Source organism: Celeribacter sp. SCSIO 80788 (assembly GCF_051054295.1).
Lineage (GTDB): Bacteria > Pseudomonadota > Alphaproteobacteria > Rhodobacterales > Rhodobacteraceae > Celeribacter.
In genome coordinates this window covers 53,730-71,620 of record NZ_CP150483.1, presented here as the reverse complement: position 1 = coordinate 71,620, position 17,891 = coordinate 53,730, and the positions used below count along the sequence as shown (strand labels likewise).

Here is a 17,891-nt window from a genome sequence, read left to right as displayed (position 1 = left end):
TGTCTCAATCGGCCATTTCGGCCAATTGGGACGCGATAAAGTCAAAAGACACCCGGATCTCCCGTTCCGGATCTTTCAACGCATGTGTCTCAGGCGAGAAACATTCGTAGGAAATCGCCCCGTCATAGCCCGCAGCGTAAAGCGCGGCGATTTGTTCAATGTTGCCCAACCGGTCCTTGTCATCGACCAGCACGCGATGCTCGTCTTCCATCTGACCGACATTCAGGTCCGGGTTCACGACACCCGAAATATGGACGATGCCCGTATAATCCGCGAACATCGGGCCGCCGTCCGACAGCGTGTGATGGAATGTGTCATGCACCAGTTTGTAGACATGACGGGCATCCAGATCGTCGATCGCCTCCACCAGCTCCGCCTTTTCGCGCAGCGAGGAGCGCATGAACCCCAGCGGTTCAACCAGCGCGACCATCCCCGCCTCTTCCAGCATCGGTTTGATTTCGCGCAGCGCGATCCGCAGGTTGGCCTGACGCTCGCCATTGGCGCCGCAGGTCCCGTCATTGCGCGGAATGAGGCTGATGGTCTCTCCGCCTGCCGCCTTGGCTGCGACAATCAGATCGCGCACCTCGGCCGCAATGGCGTCGGACCAACTGTTAAACGGGTAAACCTGACTTACGCCCAGAATACGCAAACCGCGATCCCGCGCCATCTTTCCCGCCTCTTCCGGTGCGATACCGTCGAACAGCGGCCGCCCGAGATCGTTGCGCACTTCGACGCCGATGCAGCCCAGTTTACGGGCCAGATCGAGAAACTCTCCATAGCCCAAAGCGGGTGTGGTCATCTGGTTAAGCGACGTTTTCATTCTTCCTCCCTGATGCGCAAATCCGGATCAAACCGGAACGCGCATCATCCTGAAAATCGTGGGGGGAAATTGAATTTCCGGCGGCTATCCGTCAACGAAAAGTGCTCGAAACAAGCTAACAAAACGTCATTAATGACGATTTGTTAGCGCAATAAATGACGTTTTTTCGTCATCGTCAAAGCATTTCCGCCAGAACAATATGAGGCTCAAGAAAATGTTGCGAATTCTGGGTGTTGGGCTCTTTTTGCGTGGTGCGGGTCATCATGTCGACCAGGTCCGTGCAGAGCATTTTAAGCGGCGTTCTGATGACCATGACAGCATAGCCATCAAGCAGCGCCGCGCGGCTTTCGCGAGTCAGTTCGTTGACAATCAGCGCGACATCGCCGGGCGATTTTTCCTCGCGCAACGCGGCGATCGCCCCCTCCATGCCTCCTCCCGCGACATAAATCCCGCGCAGATCGGGGTGCCGCCTGAGCAGATCGACCGTCGCCTCATATGTCACCTCGCGCGTTTCCAGATTGACGAGGGTCTCCAGAACCGTGAACGAGGGTGCCGACTCGCGAATGTAGGAGCGAAAACCGACCTCACGCAGATCATGCCCATGCCATCTGTTGCCACCGACAAAAATCCCGAGCTTGCCCGGTTGCTTGACCGCATGGGTCAACATCCAGGCGGCCAGCCGCCCGATTTTCATGTTGTTCATCCCGATATAGCCTTGACGCAGTCCCTGTCCGAAATCGTTCAGAAGCGAGAACACCGGCACACCGTTGTCGTTCAGCTCCTGCACCGCCTGATTGAGTTTCTGATGATTGATCGCCACGGCAGCAACGGCAGAGACCCGATTGCGAAAGCCGGACAAAAGCGCGGCAAATTCTTCCGCTGATTGGGATGTGGTGTAACGGATGATCGGCTTGATCCGGAAATCGGTCCGGGCCGCACAGGCCGCTTCGATCTCCGCTGTGAAGCTCTGATAAAACTCGTGTTTCTTCTTGATCAGGACAAAGCCGAGTCGCACTTCCGGGACCTGTTCGATCAGGCGGTGTTCCAAAAGACCCCGGGCATGGTAGCCCACCCGTTGTGCCGCCTGGGCAATACTCCGCAAGGTCTCCTCACGCACGACAGAGCGCCCGTTAAGCGCCCGGTCCACGGTCGTCACGCTCAGCCCCGCCTCACGGGCAACATCTTTCATCGTCGGGCGACGCGCCATGGCCTGCTTCTCCATCTGATTTTGACAAACCATGCGTCAGTTTGGAAAAAACCGCAAATGCGTCCCTCGCATGTCAGCTTTCGCTTTTCAGGCGACACGCAAGTTTCACGCTACTGACGCCAAGCAGGCCCGCAGCAGGTTTCAACGTCGGACAGGGGCCGCGCCATCGCGGCCCCTCACAGGGCGCGGATCAGAAATCCATAACCCCATCAACCCCCGCCTCCTCGCGGGTCAAAAGCGTATAGCTCGCGAAAGCCAGAAGCGCGGCGGCAATCATCACAAGCGCCATGGGAACGGCACTGCCTTCACCCGCGGCACCCACCAGCGGCGAAGCGAGCGCCCCGAAGCAGAATTGCAGCGCCCCCAGAACCGCCGAGGCCGTCCCGGCCTGACGCGGGGTCTGGCCGATGGCCAAGGCGCTGGCATTGCCGAGGATGATCCCGAGCGAGGAGACCGACACGAAAATCGCCGGCAAAAGGAACAGTGCCCCCGCGCCCGAAATCACCGCGATCAGCGTGGCCACCGCACCGAAGATCAAGACCATCAGCCCCACGAAGGTCAGACGACGCGGGCTGATACGCACCACGAGTTTCGCAGAGATCGCACTCACCACCGCGATGCCGATGGCATTCACGCCGAAGGCGATGGAATAGGCCAGAGGCGAAAGGCCCAGAACGCCCTGAAACACGAAGGGCGAGGCGGAAATATAGCCGAACATCACCATGAAGGAGAAACCGACGGTCAGTGTGTAGCCAAGATAAAGTCGGTTGCCGAGCACCGTGCCCATGCCTTGGCGCAGCGCCGCAAAGCCGCCCGAATTGCGTGCCTCCACCGGCAGGCTTTCCGGCACGGCGCGCAGGATGCCGACAAAGGAGATCAGCGACAAAAGCGCGATCACTGCAAAGACCATGCGCCAGCCGAAGACGGAAACCACCCCTGTGCCGATGAGCGGGGCCAGCACCGGCGCCAGCCCGCCGATCACCATCATGATCTGAAACAGCCGCGCCGAGCTGACCGCATCGGTGCTGCGATCCGAGATCACCGCCCGCGACAGCACCACGCCCGCCGCACCGCCAAGCCCTTGGAAAACACGCAGCACGGTGAGTGTTTCGACATTGGGGGCGACGGTGATGAGCAGGCTCGACAGGATCGCCACCCCGGTGCCGATCAACAGAGGCTTGCGCCGTCCGTAGCTGTCGGAAAGCGGACCGATCAGCAATTGCCCGAGCGCGAGACCCAGAAGAAAGCTCGTAAGCGTCATCTGGATGCCGGTGGCACTGGCGCCGAGGTCTTCGGCCATGACCGGGAAACCCGGCAGGTACATATCGGTCGCCAGTGGCGCGACGGCGGAGAGCAGCGCGAGCACGAGGATCGCGGGGAGGGTCAGGGAGGATTTTGTCATATCTGATCTTCTCGGTTGCGTATCTAAGTTGCGTTTCAAACGGCAACCCCCGGCACAGAGCGATCTGGCCGGGGGTGCAAATGTCGGTGTCGAACCGTCGGGATGAGTCATGCGCCTGAAAGCGCATGTATCGCATTGTGGTTCAGTGTATTGTTTATATATTGCCCCCGTGGCTGGAAAGTCAAGCCCGGGGAATGACCAGAGGAGGAGACGCAATGGATCAGGACAGAACAGATCAGGACAATGCGAATATGGAAAGACCGGCCGGCATTCAGGTCATCGGCCGCGCCGCAAAGGTGATGCGCGCACTGGCCGACCATCCCGAGGGGTTGAGCCTTGCGGAAATCGCCAAACACATCGCCCTGCCCCGCTCGACCGTGCAGCGTATCGTTCAGGCGTTGGAGGCCGAAGGCTTCGCGGAACCGGCGGGGCCTGCGGGCGGGTTTCAACTTGGCGCGGCGCTCTCCGAGCTGGTCTATCGCCATCAGATCGACATCGTCAGCCTCGCGCGGCCTTTCCTTGAGGCCCTGAGTTCCGAACTGGGCGAGACGGTGACGCTTTGCATGTTGAGCGGCACACATCTTTCCGCCATCGACCGGGTGATCGCCGAACAGCCTCTGCGCGTGGTGTTTCCCTTGGGCACCATCCCGCATCCGGCGCATTTTCTGGCCCCGGGCCGCGCGCTTTTGGCCGATCTGCCGGAAGAGGCCCGGCTTGGGGTGCTCGGCCCTCTTGCCGGGGCAGAGGCCGGTCGGATCTCGGCTGAGTTGGCGCAGATACACGACGGCGCGCGGGACCAGAGCAGTTTCATCCCCGGCCTCGCGGGGTTTGCCGTGCCGATACAAAGCCGGTTCGGGCGTCATGCGATCACGGCGATCCTGCCGGACCTGCGTGCGGCAGGTCGTGAGGCGGAGATTTTCAGCGCCCTGCGGACCTGCCGCGACCGGATCGTTGCGAAAGCGGGATAGGAACGCGGGCGTTCTTTTGGTCTGCGACAATCTGCGAGAAAAAGAGATTTCCAAATAAATATATTTTTATTGTAAAAAACTTTATTTACCGCCATGCTGGTCGGGACCTGAAAGAGACCGCTGTCAAAAAGGATAAAGAATGAAACTTTGCAGATTTGCCGTTGGAGGAGAGGCCCATCTGGGAGTGATTGATGGAGAGACGATTTTCGATCTCACCGCCGCAGGCTATGGCACGTCGATGCGCGCCTTTCTCGCCGCCGGATATCAAAACACGACACTGAAATTGGATGCGAGCGTCCCGCTGGCCGGGGCCACTCTGCTTGCGCCCATCGACGACCCGGAGAAATTCATCGCCCTTGGCATGAATTACAAGGAACACGCCGATGGTGCCCGCGCGGCGGGGATTCCGGTGCCGAACACGCAGATCTGGTTCAACAAACAAGTCTCCTGCATCAATGCCCCCTATGCGGGGTTCGAGATGCCGCGCGTGTCCGACCGTCTGGATTACGAGGCCGAGCTTGCCATCGTGATCGGCAAGACCTGTCGCCATGTGAAGCCAGAAGAGGTGCGTGATGTGATCGCGGGCTACATGGTTGCCAATGACGTGAGTGTGCGCGACTGGCAACTCCGCTCGCCGACCTTCACCCTTGGCAAGAGCTTTGACACCCATGGCCCGATCGGCCCCTGGATCACCACGGATGACGAGATCGCCGACCCGCAGAAGCTGGCGATCAAGGCCTGGGTCAATGGCGATCTGCGTCAGGATTCCAACACGGACGATATGATCTATTCCATCGCCGATCAGATTTCCTACATTTCCCAAGCCTTTACCCTGAAACCCGGCGACGTCCTGCTGACCGGCACACCTGCGGGCGTCGGCATCGAGACGGATCGTTATCTGAGCGTCGGTGATGTGGTTAAAATCGAGATCGAAGGTCTCGGCCATATCGAAAACACCGTGATGCCCGAACCTGCTGCGTGATGCCTCCCATACATTGCGCAGACCGCCCCGCCGATCTTTCGGCGGGGTTTTTTATTGGTAGAGAGCCGCAATGGTGTCTCAGGCGTCCAGCCGAAGCGCAACCTTCTCGGCAATTTCCAAAAGCGGCGTGCGGTAGGTGTTCAAAGCGTCCGAAAGCGTCATTGCCGACCGGATCCAGATGATCGAAATACATCCGACCACCCGCGCCTCCACCCGCACGGGAACCGCAAGAGAGGCCGTGTGGTTGCGATAGCCCTCGCCCTGACGCACGGCGATCCCCCGCTCCCGCGTCTCCGTCAGGATGCGATCGAACAAGCCGGTGTCGAGCAGGCGCATGTCCTCGGGATCGCCCATCTGCCGCAGATGATCGAGGATCAGCCGCCGTTCTTCGTCGGGGCAAAAGGCAAGATAGGCCCGCCCGGCAGAGGTGTGCAGCACCGGCATGCGCAGGCCCAGCATCGCCTGATCGATGGAGAGGGGCGACCGCGCATGGGTACTTTCCTGCACCACCATGGCAGCATCGCGATAAACCGACAGATCGAGCGGCCAGACAAGCTGTGGCCCATATGCGGCAAAGACCGGCCCCACCGCCTGACAAAGCGTCGAGGTCTTGGCATAACCATCGCCCAGAGCCGCCGCCAGCCGGGTGACGCGCACCCGGTTCGAGGTGGCGGAAAAGACGACATAGCCCGCCTCTTCCAAAGTGGTCAAAAGCCGGTAGACTGTCGGGCGCGGGATGTCCAACGCCTTGGCGATGTCACTGGCGCGGAGCTCGCCCGTGGCGTTGATATAATGCAGGATCGCCAGCCCGCGCGTCAGGGCGCGGACCGTGTCACCGTCTTGTCCCGCAGCGGATGCCATCCGGCTCAGACTTCGGCCTTGACCGGGTTCGACAGCACGCCGACGCCGGACACCTCGACCTCGCAGACATCGCCGTCTTTCATGAACAAGGGCGGATTGCGGCGCGCGCCGACACCGCCCGGCGTGCCGGAGACGATCACATCGCCGGGCAGAAGCGGCAGGATGGTGGAGCAATAGGCGATCAGCCGCGGGATCGAACAGACCAGCATGTCGAGCGTGGTGTCCTGCACGGTTTCGCCATTCAAACGGGTTTGAAGGCGCATCTTGGTGTGATCTTCGATCTCATCGGTGGTGGTCATCCACGGGCCGAACGCGCCGGTGCCAGCAAAGGTCTTGCCCGGCATGAACTGATGCGTGTGCTTCTGCCAGTCGCGCACGGAACCGTCGTTATAGGGCGCATAGCCCGCGACATACTCCATCGCGTCTTCTTCGGAAATCCGGCGACCTTCCTTGCCGATGATCACGGCAACTTCGCCCTCATAGTCGAACATATCGGACTCGCGCGGCTTGATCAGCGCCTCGTTGTGACCGATCTGGGACCCTTGGTAACGGGCGAAGAGCACCGGGTTCGGGGTCTCTTCGCGGCCCGTCTCTTCGATATGGGCATGGTAGTTCAGGCCCACACAGATGATCTTGTCCGGGTTCGGGATGACCGGATCGTGTTTCACATCGTCAAAGGCATAATCGGCATCCGCAGAGACGAGTTTCTCCGCCGCCGCCAGATCGCCCGTGGCGAGGAAATCGCGCAGCGTCGGGGCCTCGAAGCGTTTGCCGAGATCGACGATCCCGGCCTCATTGACGAGCCCGTAGGAGGACACACCGTCTTTGGTGAATGAGCAAAGTTTCATGGGTTAAACCAGTTCCGGTTGTTGCGTTTCAGAAGAAGGTTGAAGCGGATTGGGGAGGATGCGGGCGATCAGCGCCTCAAGCTCCGCTTGGGTGTCGGCCCCGCCCAGCGTGTGGCGGTCAGGGCGCAGAACGGTGGCTCGCGCGCCAAGACGGGCGAGGTGTTCGGCGGCATTGGAAGTGTCGGTGGTCACCAGCCCCACACCTTCCGGCAGGGTCAGCCCTTCGGCCAGTTCGGCCTCGGCCACAACAACGAACGCATGCGGGAAGACATTATCCATGCGGGCACCATCCGACATGCGCGGCTGGCCGAAAAGACGCCCGGCCTTGTCGCTGCCATCGCCAAGCCCCGGCCCGATCGGCGGCGCGATGCTTTCCATCCGCGCGGACCCGTCCGACGATGGCAAAGCCGCGCGCAGGGCTTGTTCCGTGCCAACCGTGTTGATCAGCCCGCCAAGCCGCACGGCGGTTTTGATGTACTCCGCAGCATTGGGTTTACGCTCGCTCTCATAGGTATCAAGCAGCGCCTCCGCCGCCTCGCCCGTCACAAGACCTTTGCAGATCAGCGCGAGTTTCCAATAGAGGTTCACCACATCGCGGGTACCCGCGCACATGCCCTGCCCCATGAAAGGCGGGGTCTGGTGGCACGCATCGCCCGCCAGCAAAAGACGCCCTTCGCGCCAGTCTTTCGCCACCAGCGAGTGGAAGGTGTAAACCGCCGTCCGCTCCATCGTGGCCTCTTCAGGCTTCAGCCAATCGGACAAAAGCTCCCAGACGCGTTCGGGTTTGGCGATCTCGTGGCTCGCCTCATCGGGCAGCACGGTGATCTCCCAGCGACGCCGCATCCCCGGCGTGCGCACATAGGTCGCGGGACGTTCCGGCACGCAATACTGGATCGAATGCTCGCCCAATTCCGGCTTGTCTTTGTTGAGGATCACATCGACCACGAGCCAACGTTCGTGAAACCCGTAATCCGCCATATCGCTTTCGATGTAACGCCGCACCAGCGAGCGCGCACCATCGCAGCCGACGACGTATTTTGCGGTGACGTGATGCACCTTGCCTTTCGACATATCCTCATAGCGCAGCTCGACCCGGTCGCCCTGATCCGCAATGTGGAACACCTCGCAGCGGGTGCGCACGGTGACCTCTTTACGCTCCGCCAGATGATCACGCAGAAGCTCTTCGAGATCCGGCTGGTGAAAACGGTAGTTGGCGTTCCACCCCTGCGGACCTTCGCCTTGCGGGCGCGGCCAATCCAGAAGCATCTTGCCGTTCCGGTCGACGAATTGCATCCCCGGATGGCGTTGGGTTTTGGGCACCATGTCATCGGCGATGCCGATCCATTGCAAGGCGCGCATGACTTCGGCGTCGAAATGCACCGCGCGCGGCAGGTGATAATGGGCAGCCTCGCGTTCCAGCACGAGGGTCCGCACCCCACAGGCGCCCAACAGATGCGCCAATGTGGCCCCCGCAGGCCCGTAGCCTACGATGACAACGTCAAACTTTTCCATCCTCACATCCCCCCGGAATTCAGCGCCATAACACCGTCGCTCTCCCGACGTCGGTCTGCACGCATTCCAAGACAGCCAAGCCTCATGATGGCCATATTCTCCTCCCCTGATGCGCCGGTTTGAAAACCGGCCCGATAAACCTCCTGCGAGTTAAACTGTCGCCGGGACGGCGGGACAGGCATGCGGCCGATCCGTCCGGCAGGCGAACAAAAGCCCTAGCCCCGGATCGGAAACACCGAACAGGTCTCCACCCCATGCGCCAGAAGCTTGCCTTCGGAGGACAAAAGCCGCGCCTCGCTGGTGGCGATGGAGCGGCCGAAATGGATCACCTTGCCTTCGCAGAACACGTCGCCCGTATCCTCCGTCAGGGGCCGCACCAGATTGACCTTGAATTCGGCGGTGGTGAACCCGGTGCCCTTGGGCAGCATCGTATGGATACAGGACGCCATGGCCGCATCCAGAATGGTGGCGATCCAGCCGCCATGCACGGTGGAAATCGGGTTGTAATCGCCCCGGCTCGCCCGGCCCTGAATATAGGTCCGGCCCTCTTCGCATTCGAGCATACGCAGGTTCATTTTCTGATAGATCGGCGGCGGGTCGATCTCGCCTGCGATCATTTTGCCGAAAATCTCCATGCCCGACAGGCTCACGGCCAGATCGAGCGGGATACAGCCAAAGCTTTGCTCCGGCGCATAAAGGCGTGTCATGTGATCTCTCCTCAAAAGGTCCTCCCGCACCGGGACTAGGCGCGGGAGGTCTGCCCGAACCGCCCCCCGACACACCGGGGACCGCCACGGTTCGGACACATGCGGTTACGCGGTTTCTTCCTGCGCCAGCGCGCGCTGTACCGCAGGACGCGCCCGCAGCCGGGCGTCATAACGGGCGAGCGGTTCGGGCAAAGCCCCGTCACGCTGCACCCAGTTGAGAATGTAGAAGGCCACCGCATCGGCGATGGAAAAGCGTCCCATCAGCCACTCCCCGTCCTGGGCACGGGCGTCGAGCCGCGCGGCGATCTCTGCCACGCCTGCCTGCAAAACCGCCTGTCCGGCGCCCCGGATCTCCGCCTGCCCCTCCGGGTTCTGGCAGAATTTCTGCGGCACGGCGGCCAGCGTGAAACCGCGCATATGCACCGTGGCCACGAGATAGTCGACCAGCTCCAAAACCCGCACCTGCTCCATCAGCGTTGCGGGCCAAAGCCCCGCCTCGGGATAGCTCTGCGCAATCCAATAGGCGATGGCGGGAAATTCGGTGAGCACCTCCCCGTCCGGCAATACCAGCGCGGGCACCTTGCCCTTCGGATTGACCGCAAGATAGTCCGCTCCGCGCTGTTCTCCCTGCCAGAGATCGAGCCGCACGGCGTCATATTCGGCCCCGATCTCTTCGAGCAGGATGTGAATGCCGATGGAACAGGCCCCCGGCGCGTAGTAAAACCGCATCTTGCCCATGTCAGAACCCGACCCGATCCGCCCCCTTGAGCGCAAGGCGCTGGCGCACCTCGTCGGGGGTGGCGATCTCGTAATGCAGCTCTTCGAGGATACGACGGATTTTGCGCACCTGATCGGCGTTCGACCGCGCCAGTTCGCCGGGAGCAATCGACAGACTGTCCTCAAGTCCCACCCGCACATTGCCGCCCATCAGCGCGTTATGAGTACACATCGGCATCTGGTGCCGTCCGGCGGCCAGAACCGACCATTCGAAATCCTGCCCGAACAAACGCTCTGCGGTGCGCAGCATCAGGACGAGATTGTCGAGATCGGCCCCGATCCCGCCCAGAACGCCAAGAATGAATTGCAGGAACAACGGCCCCTCATAGAGCTTTTGGTCCATCATATGCGCGAGATTGTAGAGATGCCCGACATCGTAACATTCGAACTCGAACCGCGCACCGTGCTCCTGCCCCATGCGCTTCATGATCGCTTCAATATTGGTAAAGGAATTGTCGAAAGAGCCCGATTTCGTACCGCCGAGGAATTTCGGCTCCCAGTCGTATTTGAACTCTTTCATCCGGTCCAGGGCCGGGAACAACCCGCCGTTGATCGCGCCCATGTTGAGCGAGGTCATCTCCGGGCTCGCACGCTCCGGGGCGGCCAGACGCTCGTCGATGCTCATCCCCGGCGCACCGCCGGTGGTGAGGTTCAAAACCGCATTGGTCTGCTCCTTGATCCGGGGCAGGAACTCCATGAAAAGCGCCGGATCGGCGCTTGGGCGGCCGTCTTTCGGATCGCGGGCATGGAGGTGAATGATCGAGGCTCCGGCCTCCGCCGCCGCCACGGATTCCGCGACGATCTCATCCGGCGTGATCGGCAGATAGGGCGACATGGACGGGGTGTGCAGCGATCCCGTGATCGCACAGGTAATGATGACGCTTTTGCGTGCCATTGGGTCTCCTCCCAGAGAATGCGCCTGAAATGCGCGGATATGTTGGATGTGCCGGACGCGAACGCGCCCCGGATCAGCTCTCGGGCAGCGGTGCGCCGAGCGGCATATCGGCAAAAGGCGCCTCAGACGCCAAAAGCACGTCTGCCGTCATCTGAAGATGTTTGGCCAGAAGATCGCAGGCCCTGTCCGCATCGCGGGCAATCGCTGCCTCCGCCAGCGCCTTGTGCTCGGCGTCCACATCGCGCTCGACCTTGGCAAAGGGCACGAGAAGATGCCGATAGCGTTCCGCCTGAGTGTAAAGCTGATCGCGCAGGCGCAGCCACCATGTGCTGTCGCAGGCGGCGATCAGATTGTCATGAAACGCGCTGTGCAGCCGCGACCACTCCGGGTTCATGATCCGCGCCTCCCCGTCCGCGATCTTGACCGGACAATGCGAGAGCTGGTGCAGCGAGGAGAGAATCAACCCCTCCCAGGCCAGATCCCCCACCTTGATCGCGCGTCTGAGGCAACGCGTCTCGATCTCGATTCGCACCTCCGTCAGGTCGATCAGATCCTCCGCCGAGACCGGTGCCACGACAAACCCGCGCTGCGGTTCCGCCACCACGAGACCGTCGGAGGTGAGCCGCGCCAAAGCCTCGCGCACCGCACCGGGACTGACACCCAACGCATCGCAAAGCTGGTCGATTTTCAGTTTGCTTCCCGGCAGATACTTGGAGGCAAGCAGGTCCTGCTTGAGGTCTTCATAGGTCTGTTTGGTACGGCTTTTCGTGGTCATGACTGTTCTCCTGCCCTCATCTTATGCAAAAAATTCTAAATTAGCAAAAATATTTTTTTTCTAGACAAATAGCTTTTTTATCCCATGATGAGGGCAAGTGAGGAGGAGGACCCCGTCTTCTTGGAATTCCACATCCCTGCATGGACCGTGGAGTTTATGCGCTATGACATGGCTTTTTGCCACCATGCGCCACCGGGAAACGGACAGGACGCGGACAGTGAGAAGAGGCGCTGTCCATCAGGCGAACACTCCCGTCACGCGCTTTGACTCTGAGAGGTCGAAATCTGTTGTCTGGCTGTCATGTCGGACGTGAAGACAAACGTCATGGGCCCGCGAAAACCGCGGGAGAGGAGGAAAAATGACATATCTCATTCGCCAAATGGGTCACGTGGTGATCTCGTCCCCCGATCCGATGGGGGCGGCGACCGATCTGTGCGAGACGGTCGGGCTGCGCATCACCGACACCGATGGCGATGCGGTCTACCTGTCGAGCAACGACCGCCACCACGAGGTCACCTATGTCAAAGGCAAGGGCGAAGCGGTCTGCATCGGTCTCGAAGCGGTGAGCGAGGCCGCCATTGACGAGCTTTACAGCCGGGCCAAGACCGATGGGCTGGAAATTCTCGCCGACACGCCGATTGGCAAGGGCTATGACCGCGCGCTACGGTTCAAGGCACCGGGCGGCTCGATCTTCGAGGTTCACAGCCCGATCAAACGCGATCAGAGCCGGTTCTACAATTCGGTGGGCGCCCGTCCCCGCCGCATCGAACATATCAACGCTTTCGCGCCCGACACGCTGGCCTTTGGCGATTTCTGCGCCCAGACTCTGGGCATGAAACTGTCGGACAAGACCTCTGACGACGGCTTCCGCTGGTATCGTGCGCAGGACGGGTTCCACCACACCATCGCCATGGGCACCGGCGAAACCGCGCTGCACCATTACGCCTTCGATCTCTATTCCATGCAGGACCTGCAACGCATCGCCGACAATCTCGCGGGCAAGGACCGCGCGCTGGTCTGGGGGCCGGGGCGGCACGGGGCGGGCGAGAACGTCTTTACCTATTATGCCGATCCGCATGGCTGTCTGGTCGAGAACTCCATCGAGATGCGCCACATCGACAATGACACGACCCACGAGCCGGGCGTTTGGGACATCAACGAAGGTTTCCGCTGGGTGAACCTCTGGGGCACGCCGCCGACCCCCGATTTTCTGGTCCCCGGCATCAAGTTTCAGGACTGAGTTTCAGGACTGAGTTTCCGAACGGACGCCACATCATATCAACGGGCTGCGGCCGGGGAGGAGGATCCCGGCCCACCCGCTCAGGGAGGATACCATGCAAGAATTCGACGTCATCATCGTGGGCTATGGCCCGACCGGCAAGGTTCTGGCCCGCCGGCTTTTGGAACAGGGTCACAAGATCGCCATCGTCGAGCGCTGGCCCGCCGCCTACCCCCTGCCGCGTGCCGTGGGGTTCGATCACGAGATCAACCGCATGTTCCACGCCATGGGCATCGCCGATGAGGTCGCGAAAATCTCCCGCCCGATGAACCATTACATCTGGTACAACGCCGACTGGAAGGTCCTGATCGACATCGACGAATCCCGAGACACCGTGTCCGGGGGACCGAAAGGCTATCTGTTCAACCAACCCGATCTCGAACGCATTCTCGAAGAGAATCTCGAAGGGTTCGAGAACCTGACCCTCTTCCTCTCGCATGAAGCACTTGCGGTCGAAGACACAGGCGACGGCGTGCGGGTGCGCCTTGCGCCCTTCGACAGTGTCGCGATGAAAGCCGATCCGACAAAACCCCGCGAGATCACCGCGCGCTATGTCATCGGTTGTGACGGCGCCAACAGCCTCGTGCGCCAGACCATGCACTCCGAGATGGAAGACCTCGGTTTCGATGCCCGCTGGCTGGTGGTCGATGTGCGCCCGCATGACGTCTCCACCCTGCCGGTGCCGGATGCCGCGCAATGGTGCAACCCGGCGCGGCCCACCACCATCGTGCCGAGCGGGGTCGAAAACCGCCGCTGGGAATTCATGGTGAAACCGGGCGAGGACCCCGAGGAGCTTGCGCGCGAAGAAAACGTCTGGGCGCTTCTGTCCCATTGGATGACGCCCGAGGACGGCGATTTGATCCGACGCGCCAATTACCGTTTCCGTTCGCTCGTCGCCGAAGGCTGGCGCAAGGGGCGGCTGCTGATCGCGGGCGATGCGGCGCATCTCACCCCGCCCTTCCTGGGTCAGGGTATGTGCGCCGGTCTGCGCGATGCCTGGATGCTGTCGTGGAAACTCGACCGGGTGCTGTCGGGCACCGCGCCCGAGAGCCTGCTCGACACCTACGAGGCGGCGCGCCGTCCGCATGTGACCAAGGTTATTCAGCTCGCCATGGATCTGGGCCGCGTGGTCTGCATTCCCGACGAAGACGAGGCCCGCAAACGCGATGACGCGTTTTTCGCAGGCAATGTGCCCCCCGCGCCGGAATTCCCGCCGCTTCAAAACGGTCTGCTGCACCGCGCGGCGCGCGATCCCTATGCGGGCATGCTTTGCGCCCATGACACGTTCGAGACGCCGGAAGGCCCGCGCCGCTTCGACGATCTCACCGGGCAGGATTTTATCCTGTTCACCAAAGCGATCCCGGAGGCTCACCTGCCCGCCGAGACCCGCAAGCTTGCCGCCCAAAGCGGCATTCGGATTGTCCCGCTCGGCCCCGAGGGGCTGATGGAGACGACCGGCCGCCTGAGCGCCCAGATGGAGGAGATGGGCGTTCAGGCGGTTCTGGTCCGGCCCGATTTCTACGCGTTCGGATCGGCCAAAACCGCCGGCGACATCCCGTCGCTGGTCGCAGCTCTGGACGGATGTCTGATCGAGGTCACCCGCGCTGTCGCGTGACCCGACAGATTTGCCCGGCAGATTTTAAAGCACAATAAAACAACTTGTTTCGGGGAGGAAACATGTCACATCTCAATTCACGGGGCGCTCGCCTCGCCCTTGTTGCTGGCCATATGGCAGGCATGATCGACATCGCGGCCCTGCCCGTCTGGGTCGGCACATTGATCGGCGGCTTCGGATTTTCGCCCGCCATGGGCGGCGGTCTTGCCACCATTTTTCTCGCGGGCGTCGTGCTCTCAAGCGTGTTGCTTTCGCCGGTCTTTCACAGGATGCCCGGACGCTGGATGCCCACGCTCGGCTTTACGGTCGCCGCGCTCGCCTTTCTCTCTCTGACCCGGCTCGAAGGCTTTGTCCCCTTCGCCATCGCCCATGCCATCGCGGGGTTCTCGGTTGGTCTCGCGATCTCATTCGTGCATGGCACCATGGCCCACACCGCCAACCCGCACCGGATTTTCGCCATGGGCAGCCTCGCGCTTGGTGTCTTTGCCGTGTTTTTCTTGGGCGGCGCGCCCGGCCTGATCGCCAAAACCGCACCGACCACACTGTTCTTCCTGTTCGGCGGCATCATGGCCTTTGGGGCGCTGGTCACGGGGCTTCTGTTCCCTGCCGCGTCTGAAAACGAAGACGTCATCGCCGACAAATCCGCCTTCGACCGGCGTGTCTGGTTCGTGATCCTCGGGGTGATGTGCATGGCCCTCATCCATGCGATGATCTTCTCCTTCGCAGAACGCATCGGTGCCGGGCGTGGCTTTGACGTGGCGCAAATTCAGGCCGCCCTCGCGATCTCCGGCCTCGTCGCCATCGCCCCCTCGATCCTCGCCACGCTGCTGGAAAAACGCCTGCCGCCGATGGCCGTCGCGATCACCGGCGTCTCCCTGCAGGCGCTCGTCTCGCTCACGCTGACCCGCATGGGTGGCTATGACATCTATGTCGCCTGCCTGATCGCCATGCCCTTTATCATGCTGTTCAGCCACACATTTGTCTTCGGCCATCTCGCCCGGATCGACCCGACCGGCCGCGCCAATGCCGCAACCCCCGCGATGATCATGACCGGCTCCGCCACCGGGCCACTGCTGGGCGGCATTCTGGTGCAAATCAGCGGTTTCCCGGCCCTCGGCATCGCCGCAGCCCTGATCGCCCTGATCAGCATCACCGCCTTCAGCCTCTCCTGCAAAGGCGCGAAACCCGGCAAAGAGGCACAGGCATGATCAGCCGCCAGATCCAACTGGCCTCCCGTCCGGGTCCTTCGGGTCCCGGGCCGGAGAATTTCCGTCTGGCTGAGGTCGCCCTTGGCGATCCCGGTCCCAGCGAGGTGCTTTTGGAAACGCTCTATCTCTCCCTCGACCCCTACATGCGGGCACGGATGTATGAGGGCGCGAATTATGCCGCCAGCACCGCGCTTGGGGCGCCCATGCCGGGCAAGACCGTGTCGCGCGTGCGCACCTCGAACGCGCCTGAATTTCAAACCGGCGACATCGTCGAAAGCGGCCATGGCTGGCAAAGCCATCATATCGCCAAGGCCACCGACCTGCGCGCCCTTCCCGATCTTGGGGTGCCGCTGAGCGCTCATCTCGGTGTGCTGGGGCTGCCCGGTCATACCGGCTATGGCGGGCTGTTGCGCCACGGCAGGCCGCAGCCCGGCGAAACCGTTGTCGTCTCTGCGGCGACCGGCGGCGTCGGCTCGATGGTCGGTCAGGTGGCACGGATCAAGGGCTGTCGTGCGGTGGGCATTGCGGGCGGGGCGGAGAAATGCCGCTACCTCACCGAAGAGCTTGGATTTGCCGCCGCCGTGGACCGTCATTCCGCGACATTCGCCGAAGACCTCGCGGCGGCCTGCCCCGAGGGTATCGACATCTATTTCGATAACACCGGGGGCGAGATATTTGCCGCCTGCCTGCCGCTTTTGAACCGTGGCGCGCGGGTGCCGATCTGCGGCACAATCTCTGTCGACCGCAATCAACCGCCCGAACAAGGCCTCGACCGGATGCAGGAGCTGCACGCGCTGATCCTGATCAAGCAACTGACGTTGCAAGGCTTTCTGTTCACCGGGTTGCAAGACATGACCGCCGACTTTCACCGCGACGTGTCCCAATGGATCGCCTCGGGCGCGCTGCGATATCGCGAAGATATCGTCGAGGGGCTGGAACAGGCGCCGGAAGCCTTTCTGGGTCTCTTTCGCGGCGAGAATTTCGGCAAGCTGATCGTCCGGGTCGCCCCGGAGGCGCATGGCTGAGGCACCCGACTGGCGCACAAATCATCACATAAGAAAACCCAACTTGGAGGAGTAACAATGGGGATTAAGACGATGGGGATTTTGAAGAGAACCGGCTGGCTGGCAGCCGGGGTCATGGCCGTGACGGCCCTGTTCAGCACCACAGCAGAGGCCCGCGAAGCGGGGGTTCCGTCCTCCGTGCCGCCCGGCAACACCATGGGCGTCGCGATCGGGGCCAACCCGCCGCCGGGCCTCTATTTCAGCAGCCGCACCGGCTATTGGGACGGCGAACTCAAAGACGACAATGGCGATTTCGGCGGCCAGACCAACACGCTGATCGACACCGCCCTGCAATTCATCTGGGTCCCCGGCACACAGCTTTGGGGCGGCGATTACAAGGCCTATGTCACCCTGCCGCTGATCTATAACGACCAGAGCCGCAGCGCCCCCTTCCCTGCCCCGCTTCAGGGCAACAGCTCGAAAACCGCGCTCGGCAATATCGAGATCGCCCCCGTCAGCCTGTCCTGGCAGCTTGAGCCCGGCATCTTCATGAGCGCGGGGCTGAGCATCTTTGCCCCCACAGGCGATTTCGACCCGAACGCGGCAATCAGCACCGGCGGCGATTTCTGGACGCTCTCGCCCTCGGTCGGCTACAGCTATCTGCGCGACGGCTGGAACGCCTCGATCCATGCCGCCTATTTCACCAACACGGAAAACAGCACGACGGATTACACCTCCGGCGACGAGCTTTTGGTGAATCTCTCCGCGCTCAAGGATGTCGGCGGGTTCAGCGTCGGCCCGGTCGGCTACTGGCGCAAACAGCTCACGGCGGACGAGAACAACGGCAGCTATTACGGCGGCACGGTACAGGACAAATCGGAACAGGCGGCGCTTGGCATCGGCTTTACGAAACGTTTCGGCCCGGTCGAAGCGAACCTCAACCTGACCCATGACGTCTACCTGCGCAACACCGTCGGCGGCACCAAGCTCTGGCTCAATTTCACCATGCCGATCGGCGCGGGGAAATAAAC

At 61.7% G+C, this 17,891-nt stretch carries 17 protein-coding genes; 7 read left to right on the top strand and 10 right to left on the bottom strand.

Annotated features, from left to right (window positions below):
* Nucleotides 1-4 precede the first annotated feature (4 nt).
* The 3 genes from V1471_RS19110 to V1471_RS19100 form a co-directional block, all read right to left on the bottom strand.
* Nucleotides 5-820, bottom strand: a complete 816-nt coding sequence (locus V1471_RS19110; RefSeq protein ID WP_434291069.1) for a TIM barrel protein — start codon at nucleotides 818-820, stop codon at nucleotides 5-7.
* Nucleotides 821-995: 175 nt separating this feature from the next.
* Nucleotides 996-2,027 carry a LacI family DNA-binding transcriptional regulator gene (locus V1471_RS19105; RefSeq protein WP_434291067.1) on the bottom strand — a complete coding sequence of 344 codons (1,032 nt, stop codon included), beginning with the start codon at nucleotides 2,025-2,027 and terminating at the stop codon, nucleotides 996-998.
* A gap of 190 nt (nucleotides 2,028-2,217) precedes the next feature.
* Nucleotides 2,218-3,429 (bottom strand): multidrug effflux MFS transporter, encoded by a 1,212-nt coding sequence (locus V1471_RS19100; RefSeq protein ID WP_434291065.1) that lies wholly within the window; start codon nucleotides 3,427-3,429, stop codon nucleotides 2,218-2,220.
* A 251-nt stretch (nucleotides 3,430-3,680) separates the two neighbouring features.
* Here V1471_RS19100 and V1471_RS19095 point away from each other — a divergent pair, with 251 nt between their 5' ends.
* Nucleotides 3,681-4,397, top strand: coding sequence for an IclR family transcriptional regulator (locus V1471_RS19095; protein ID WP_434291064.1), 717 nt, complete (start codon nucleotides 3,681-3,683; stop codon nucleotides 4,395-4,397).
* Between the two features lie 139 nt (nucleotides 4,398-4,536).
* The gene (locus V1471_RS19090; protein ID WP_434291063.1) at nucleotides 4,537-5,379 is read left to right on the top strand and encodes a fumarylacetoacetate hydrolase family protein; all 843 of its coding nucleotides are present in this window, start codon (nucleotides 4,537-4,539) and stop codon (nucleotides 5,377-5,379) included.
* 78 nt (nucleotides 5,380-5,457) lie between these two features.
* On the opposite strand, the gene V1471_RS19085 is transcribed toward V1471_RS19090, so the two are convergent.
* The 7 genes from V1471_RS19085 to V1471_RS19055 all read right to left on the bottom strand — a co-directional run bounded on the left by V1471_RS19085 (nucleotide 5,458) and on the right by V1471_RS19055 (nucleotide 11,754).
* Nucleotides 5,458-6,240 carry a DNA-binding transcriptional regulator gene (locus V1471_RS19085; RefSeq protein ID WP_434291062.1) on the bottom strand — a complete coding sequence of 261 codons (783 nt, stop codon included), beginning with the start codon at nucleotides 6,238-6,240 and terminating at the stop codon, nucleotides 5,458-5,460.
* 5 nt (nucleotides 6,241-6,245) lie between these two features.
* A complete protein-coding gene (locus V1471_RS19080; protein ID WP_434291061.1) occupies nucleotides 6,246-7,088 on the bottom strand; it encodes a fumarylacetoacetate hydrolase family protein in 843 nt (280 codons plus the stop codon).
* Between the two features lie 3 nt (nucleotides 7,089-7,091).
* On the bottom strand, nucleotides 7,092-8,600 hold the full coding sequence (locus V1471_RS19075; RefSeq protein WP_434291060.1) for a bifunctional 3-(3-hydroxy-phenyl)propionate/3-hydroxycinnamic acid hydroxylase: 1,509 nt from the start codon (nucleotides 8,598-8,600) through the stop codon (nucleotides 7,092-7,094).
* 215 nt (nucleotides 8,601-8,815) lie between these two features.
* On the bottom strand, nucleotides 8,816-9,307 hold the full coding sequence (locus V1471_RS19070; RefSeq protein ID WP_434291059.1) for a PaaI family thioesterase: 492 nt from the start codon (nucleotides 9,305-9,307) through the stop codon (nucleotides 8,816-8,818).
* Between the two features lie 105 nt (nucleotides 9,308-9,412).
* Complete coding sequence (locus V1471_RS19065; protein WP_434291058.1) at nucleotides 9,413-10,045, bottom strand: glutathione S-transferase family protein; 633 nt, start codon at nucleotides 10,043-10,045, stop codon at nucleotides 9,413-9,415.
* A 1-nt stretch (nucleotide 10,046) separates the two neighbouring features.
* Complete coding sequence (locus V1471_RS19060; RefSeq protein ID WP_434291057.1) at nucleotides 10,047-10,979, bottom strand: 3-keto-5-aminohexanoate cleavage protein; 933 nt, start codon at nucleotides 10,977-10,979, stop codon at nucleotides 10,047-10,049.
* Nucleotides 10,980-11,052: 73 nt separating this feature from the next.
* Nucleotides 11,053-11,754, bottom strand: a complete 702-nt coding sequence (locus V1471_RS19055) for a GntR family transcriptional regulator (RefSeq protein WP_434291055.1) — start codon at nucleotides 11,752-11,754, stop codon at nucleotides 11,053-11,055.
* A gap of 358 nt (nucleotides 11,755-12,112) precedes the next feature.
* Here V1471_RS19055 and V1471_RS19050 point away from each other — a divergent pair, with 358 nt between their 5' ends.
* From V1471_RS19050 to V1471_RS19030, 5 genes are all read left to right on the top strand, one after another.
* Nucleotides 12,113-12,994, top strand: coding sequence for a VOC family protein (locus V1471_RS19050; protein ID WP_434291054.1), 882 nt, complete (start codon nucleotides 12,113-12,115; stop codon nucleotides 12,992-12,994).
* A 94-nt stretch (nucleotides 12,995-13,088) separates the two neighbouring features.
* On the top strand, nucleotides 13,089-14,648 hold the full coding sequence (locus tag V1471_RS19045; RefSeq protein WP_434291052.1) for a bifunctional 3-(3-hydroxy-phenyl)propionate/3-hydroxycinnamic acid hydroxylase: 1,560 nt from the start codon (nucleotides 13,089-13,091) through the stop codon (nucleotides 14,646-14,648).
* Nucleotides 14,649-14,710: 62 nt separating this feature from the next.
* On the top strand, nucleotides 14,711-15,856 hold the full coding sequence (locus V1471_RS19040) for an MFS transporter (protein WP_434291051.1): 1,146 nt from the start codon (nucleotides 14,711-14,713) through the stop codon (nucleotides 15,854-15,856).
* Entirely contained in the window at nucleotides 15,853-16,881 is a 1,029-nt protein-coding gene (locus V1471_RS19035; RefSeq protein WP_434291050.1) for an NADP-dependent oxidoreductase, read from the top strand. The genes V1471_RS19040 and V1471_RS19035 overlap by 4 nt, the downstream gene beginning before the upstream one ends.
* A 57-nt stretch (nucleotides 16,882-16,938) precedes the next feature.
* Nucleotides 16,939-17,889, top strand: a complete 951-nt coding sequence (locus tag V1471_RS19030; protein ID WP_434291048.1) for a SphA family protein — start codon at nucleotides 16,939-16,941, stop codon at nucleotides 17,887-17,889.
* The last annotated feature ends 2 nt before the right edge of the window (nucleotides 17,890-17,891 follow it).

Bases quoted from the DNA above. Each gene is read 5' to 3' on its own strand.
- V1471_RS19060 (WP_434291057.1), bottom strand. From the start codon at position 10,979: ATGGCACGCAAAAGCGTCATCATTACCTGTGCGATCACGGGATCGCTG.
- V1471_RS19040 (WP_434291051.1), top strand. From the start codon at position 14,711: ATGTCACATCTCAATTCACGGGGCGCTCGCCTCGCCCTTGTTGCTGGC.
- V1471_RS19050 (WP_434291054.1), top strand. From the start codon at position 12,113: ATGACATATCTCATTCGCCAAATGGGTCACGTGGTGATCTCGTCCCCC.
- V1471_RS19035 (WP_434291050.1), top strand. From the start codon at position 15,853: ATGATCAGCCGCCAGATCCAACTGGCCTCCCGTCCGGGTCCTTCGGGT.
- V1471_RS19100 (WP_434291065.1), bottom strand. From the start codon at position 3,429: ATGACAAAATCCTCCCTGACCCTCCCCGCGATCCTCGTGCTCGCGCTG.
- V1471_RS19085 (WP_434291062.1), bottom strand. From the start codon at position 6,240: ATGGCATCCGCTGCGGGACAAGACGGTGACACGGTCCGCGCCCTGACG.
- V1471_RS19080 (WP_434291061.1), bottom strand. From the start codon at position 7,088: ATGAAACTTTGCTCATTCACCAAAGACGGTGTGTCCTCCTACGGGCTC.
- V1471_RS19045 (WP_434291052.1), top strand. From the start codon at position 13,089: ATGCAAGAATTCGACGTCATCATCGTGGGCTATGGCCCGACCGGCAAG.
- V1471_RS19030 (WP_434291048.1), top strand. From the start codon at position 16,939: ATGGGGATTAAGACGATGGGGATTTTGAAGAGAACCGGCTGGCTGGCA.
- V1471_RS19055 (WP_434291055.1), bottom strand. From the start codon at position 11,754: ATGACCACGAAAAGCCGTACCAAACAGACCTATGAAGACCTCAAGCAG.
- V1471_RS19075 (WP_434291060.1), bottom strand. From the start codon at position 8,600: ATGGAAAAGTTTGACGTTGTCATCGTAGGCTACGGGCCTGCGGGGGCC.
- V1471_RS19105 (WP_434291067.1), bottom strand. From the start codon at position 2,027: ATGGCGCGTCGCCCGACGATGAAAGATGTTGCCCGTGAGGCGGGGCTG.
- V1471_RS19070 (WP_434291059.1), bottom strand. From the start codon at position 9,307: ATGACACGCCTTTATGCGCCGGAGCAAAGCTTTGGCTGTATCCCGCTC.
- V1471_RS19110 (WP_434291069.1), bottom strand. From the start codon at position 820: ATGAAAACGTCGCTTAACCAGATGACCACACCCGCTTTGGGCTATGGA.
- V1471_RS19065 (WP_434291058.1), bottom strand. From the start codon at position 10,045: ATGGGCAAGATGCGGTTTTACTACGCGCCGGGGGCCTGTTCCATCGGC.
- V1471_RS19095 (WP_434291064.1), top strand. From the start codon at position 3,681: ATGGAAAGACCGGCCGGCATTCAGGTCATCGGCCGCGCCGCAAAGGTG.
- V1471_RS19090 (WP_434291063.1), top strand. From the start codon at position 4,537: ATGAAACTTTGCAGATTTGCCGTTGGAGGAGAGGCCCATCTGGGAGTG.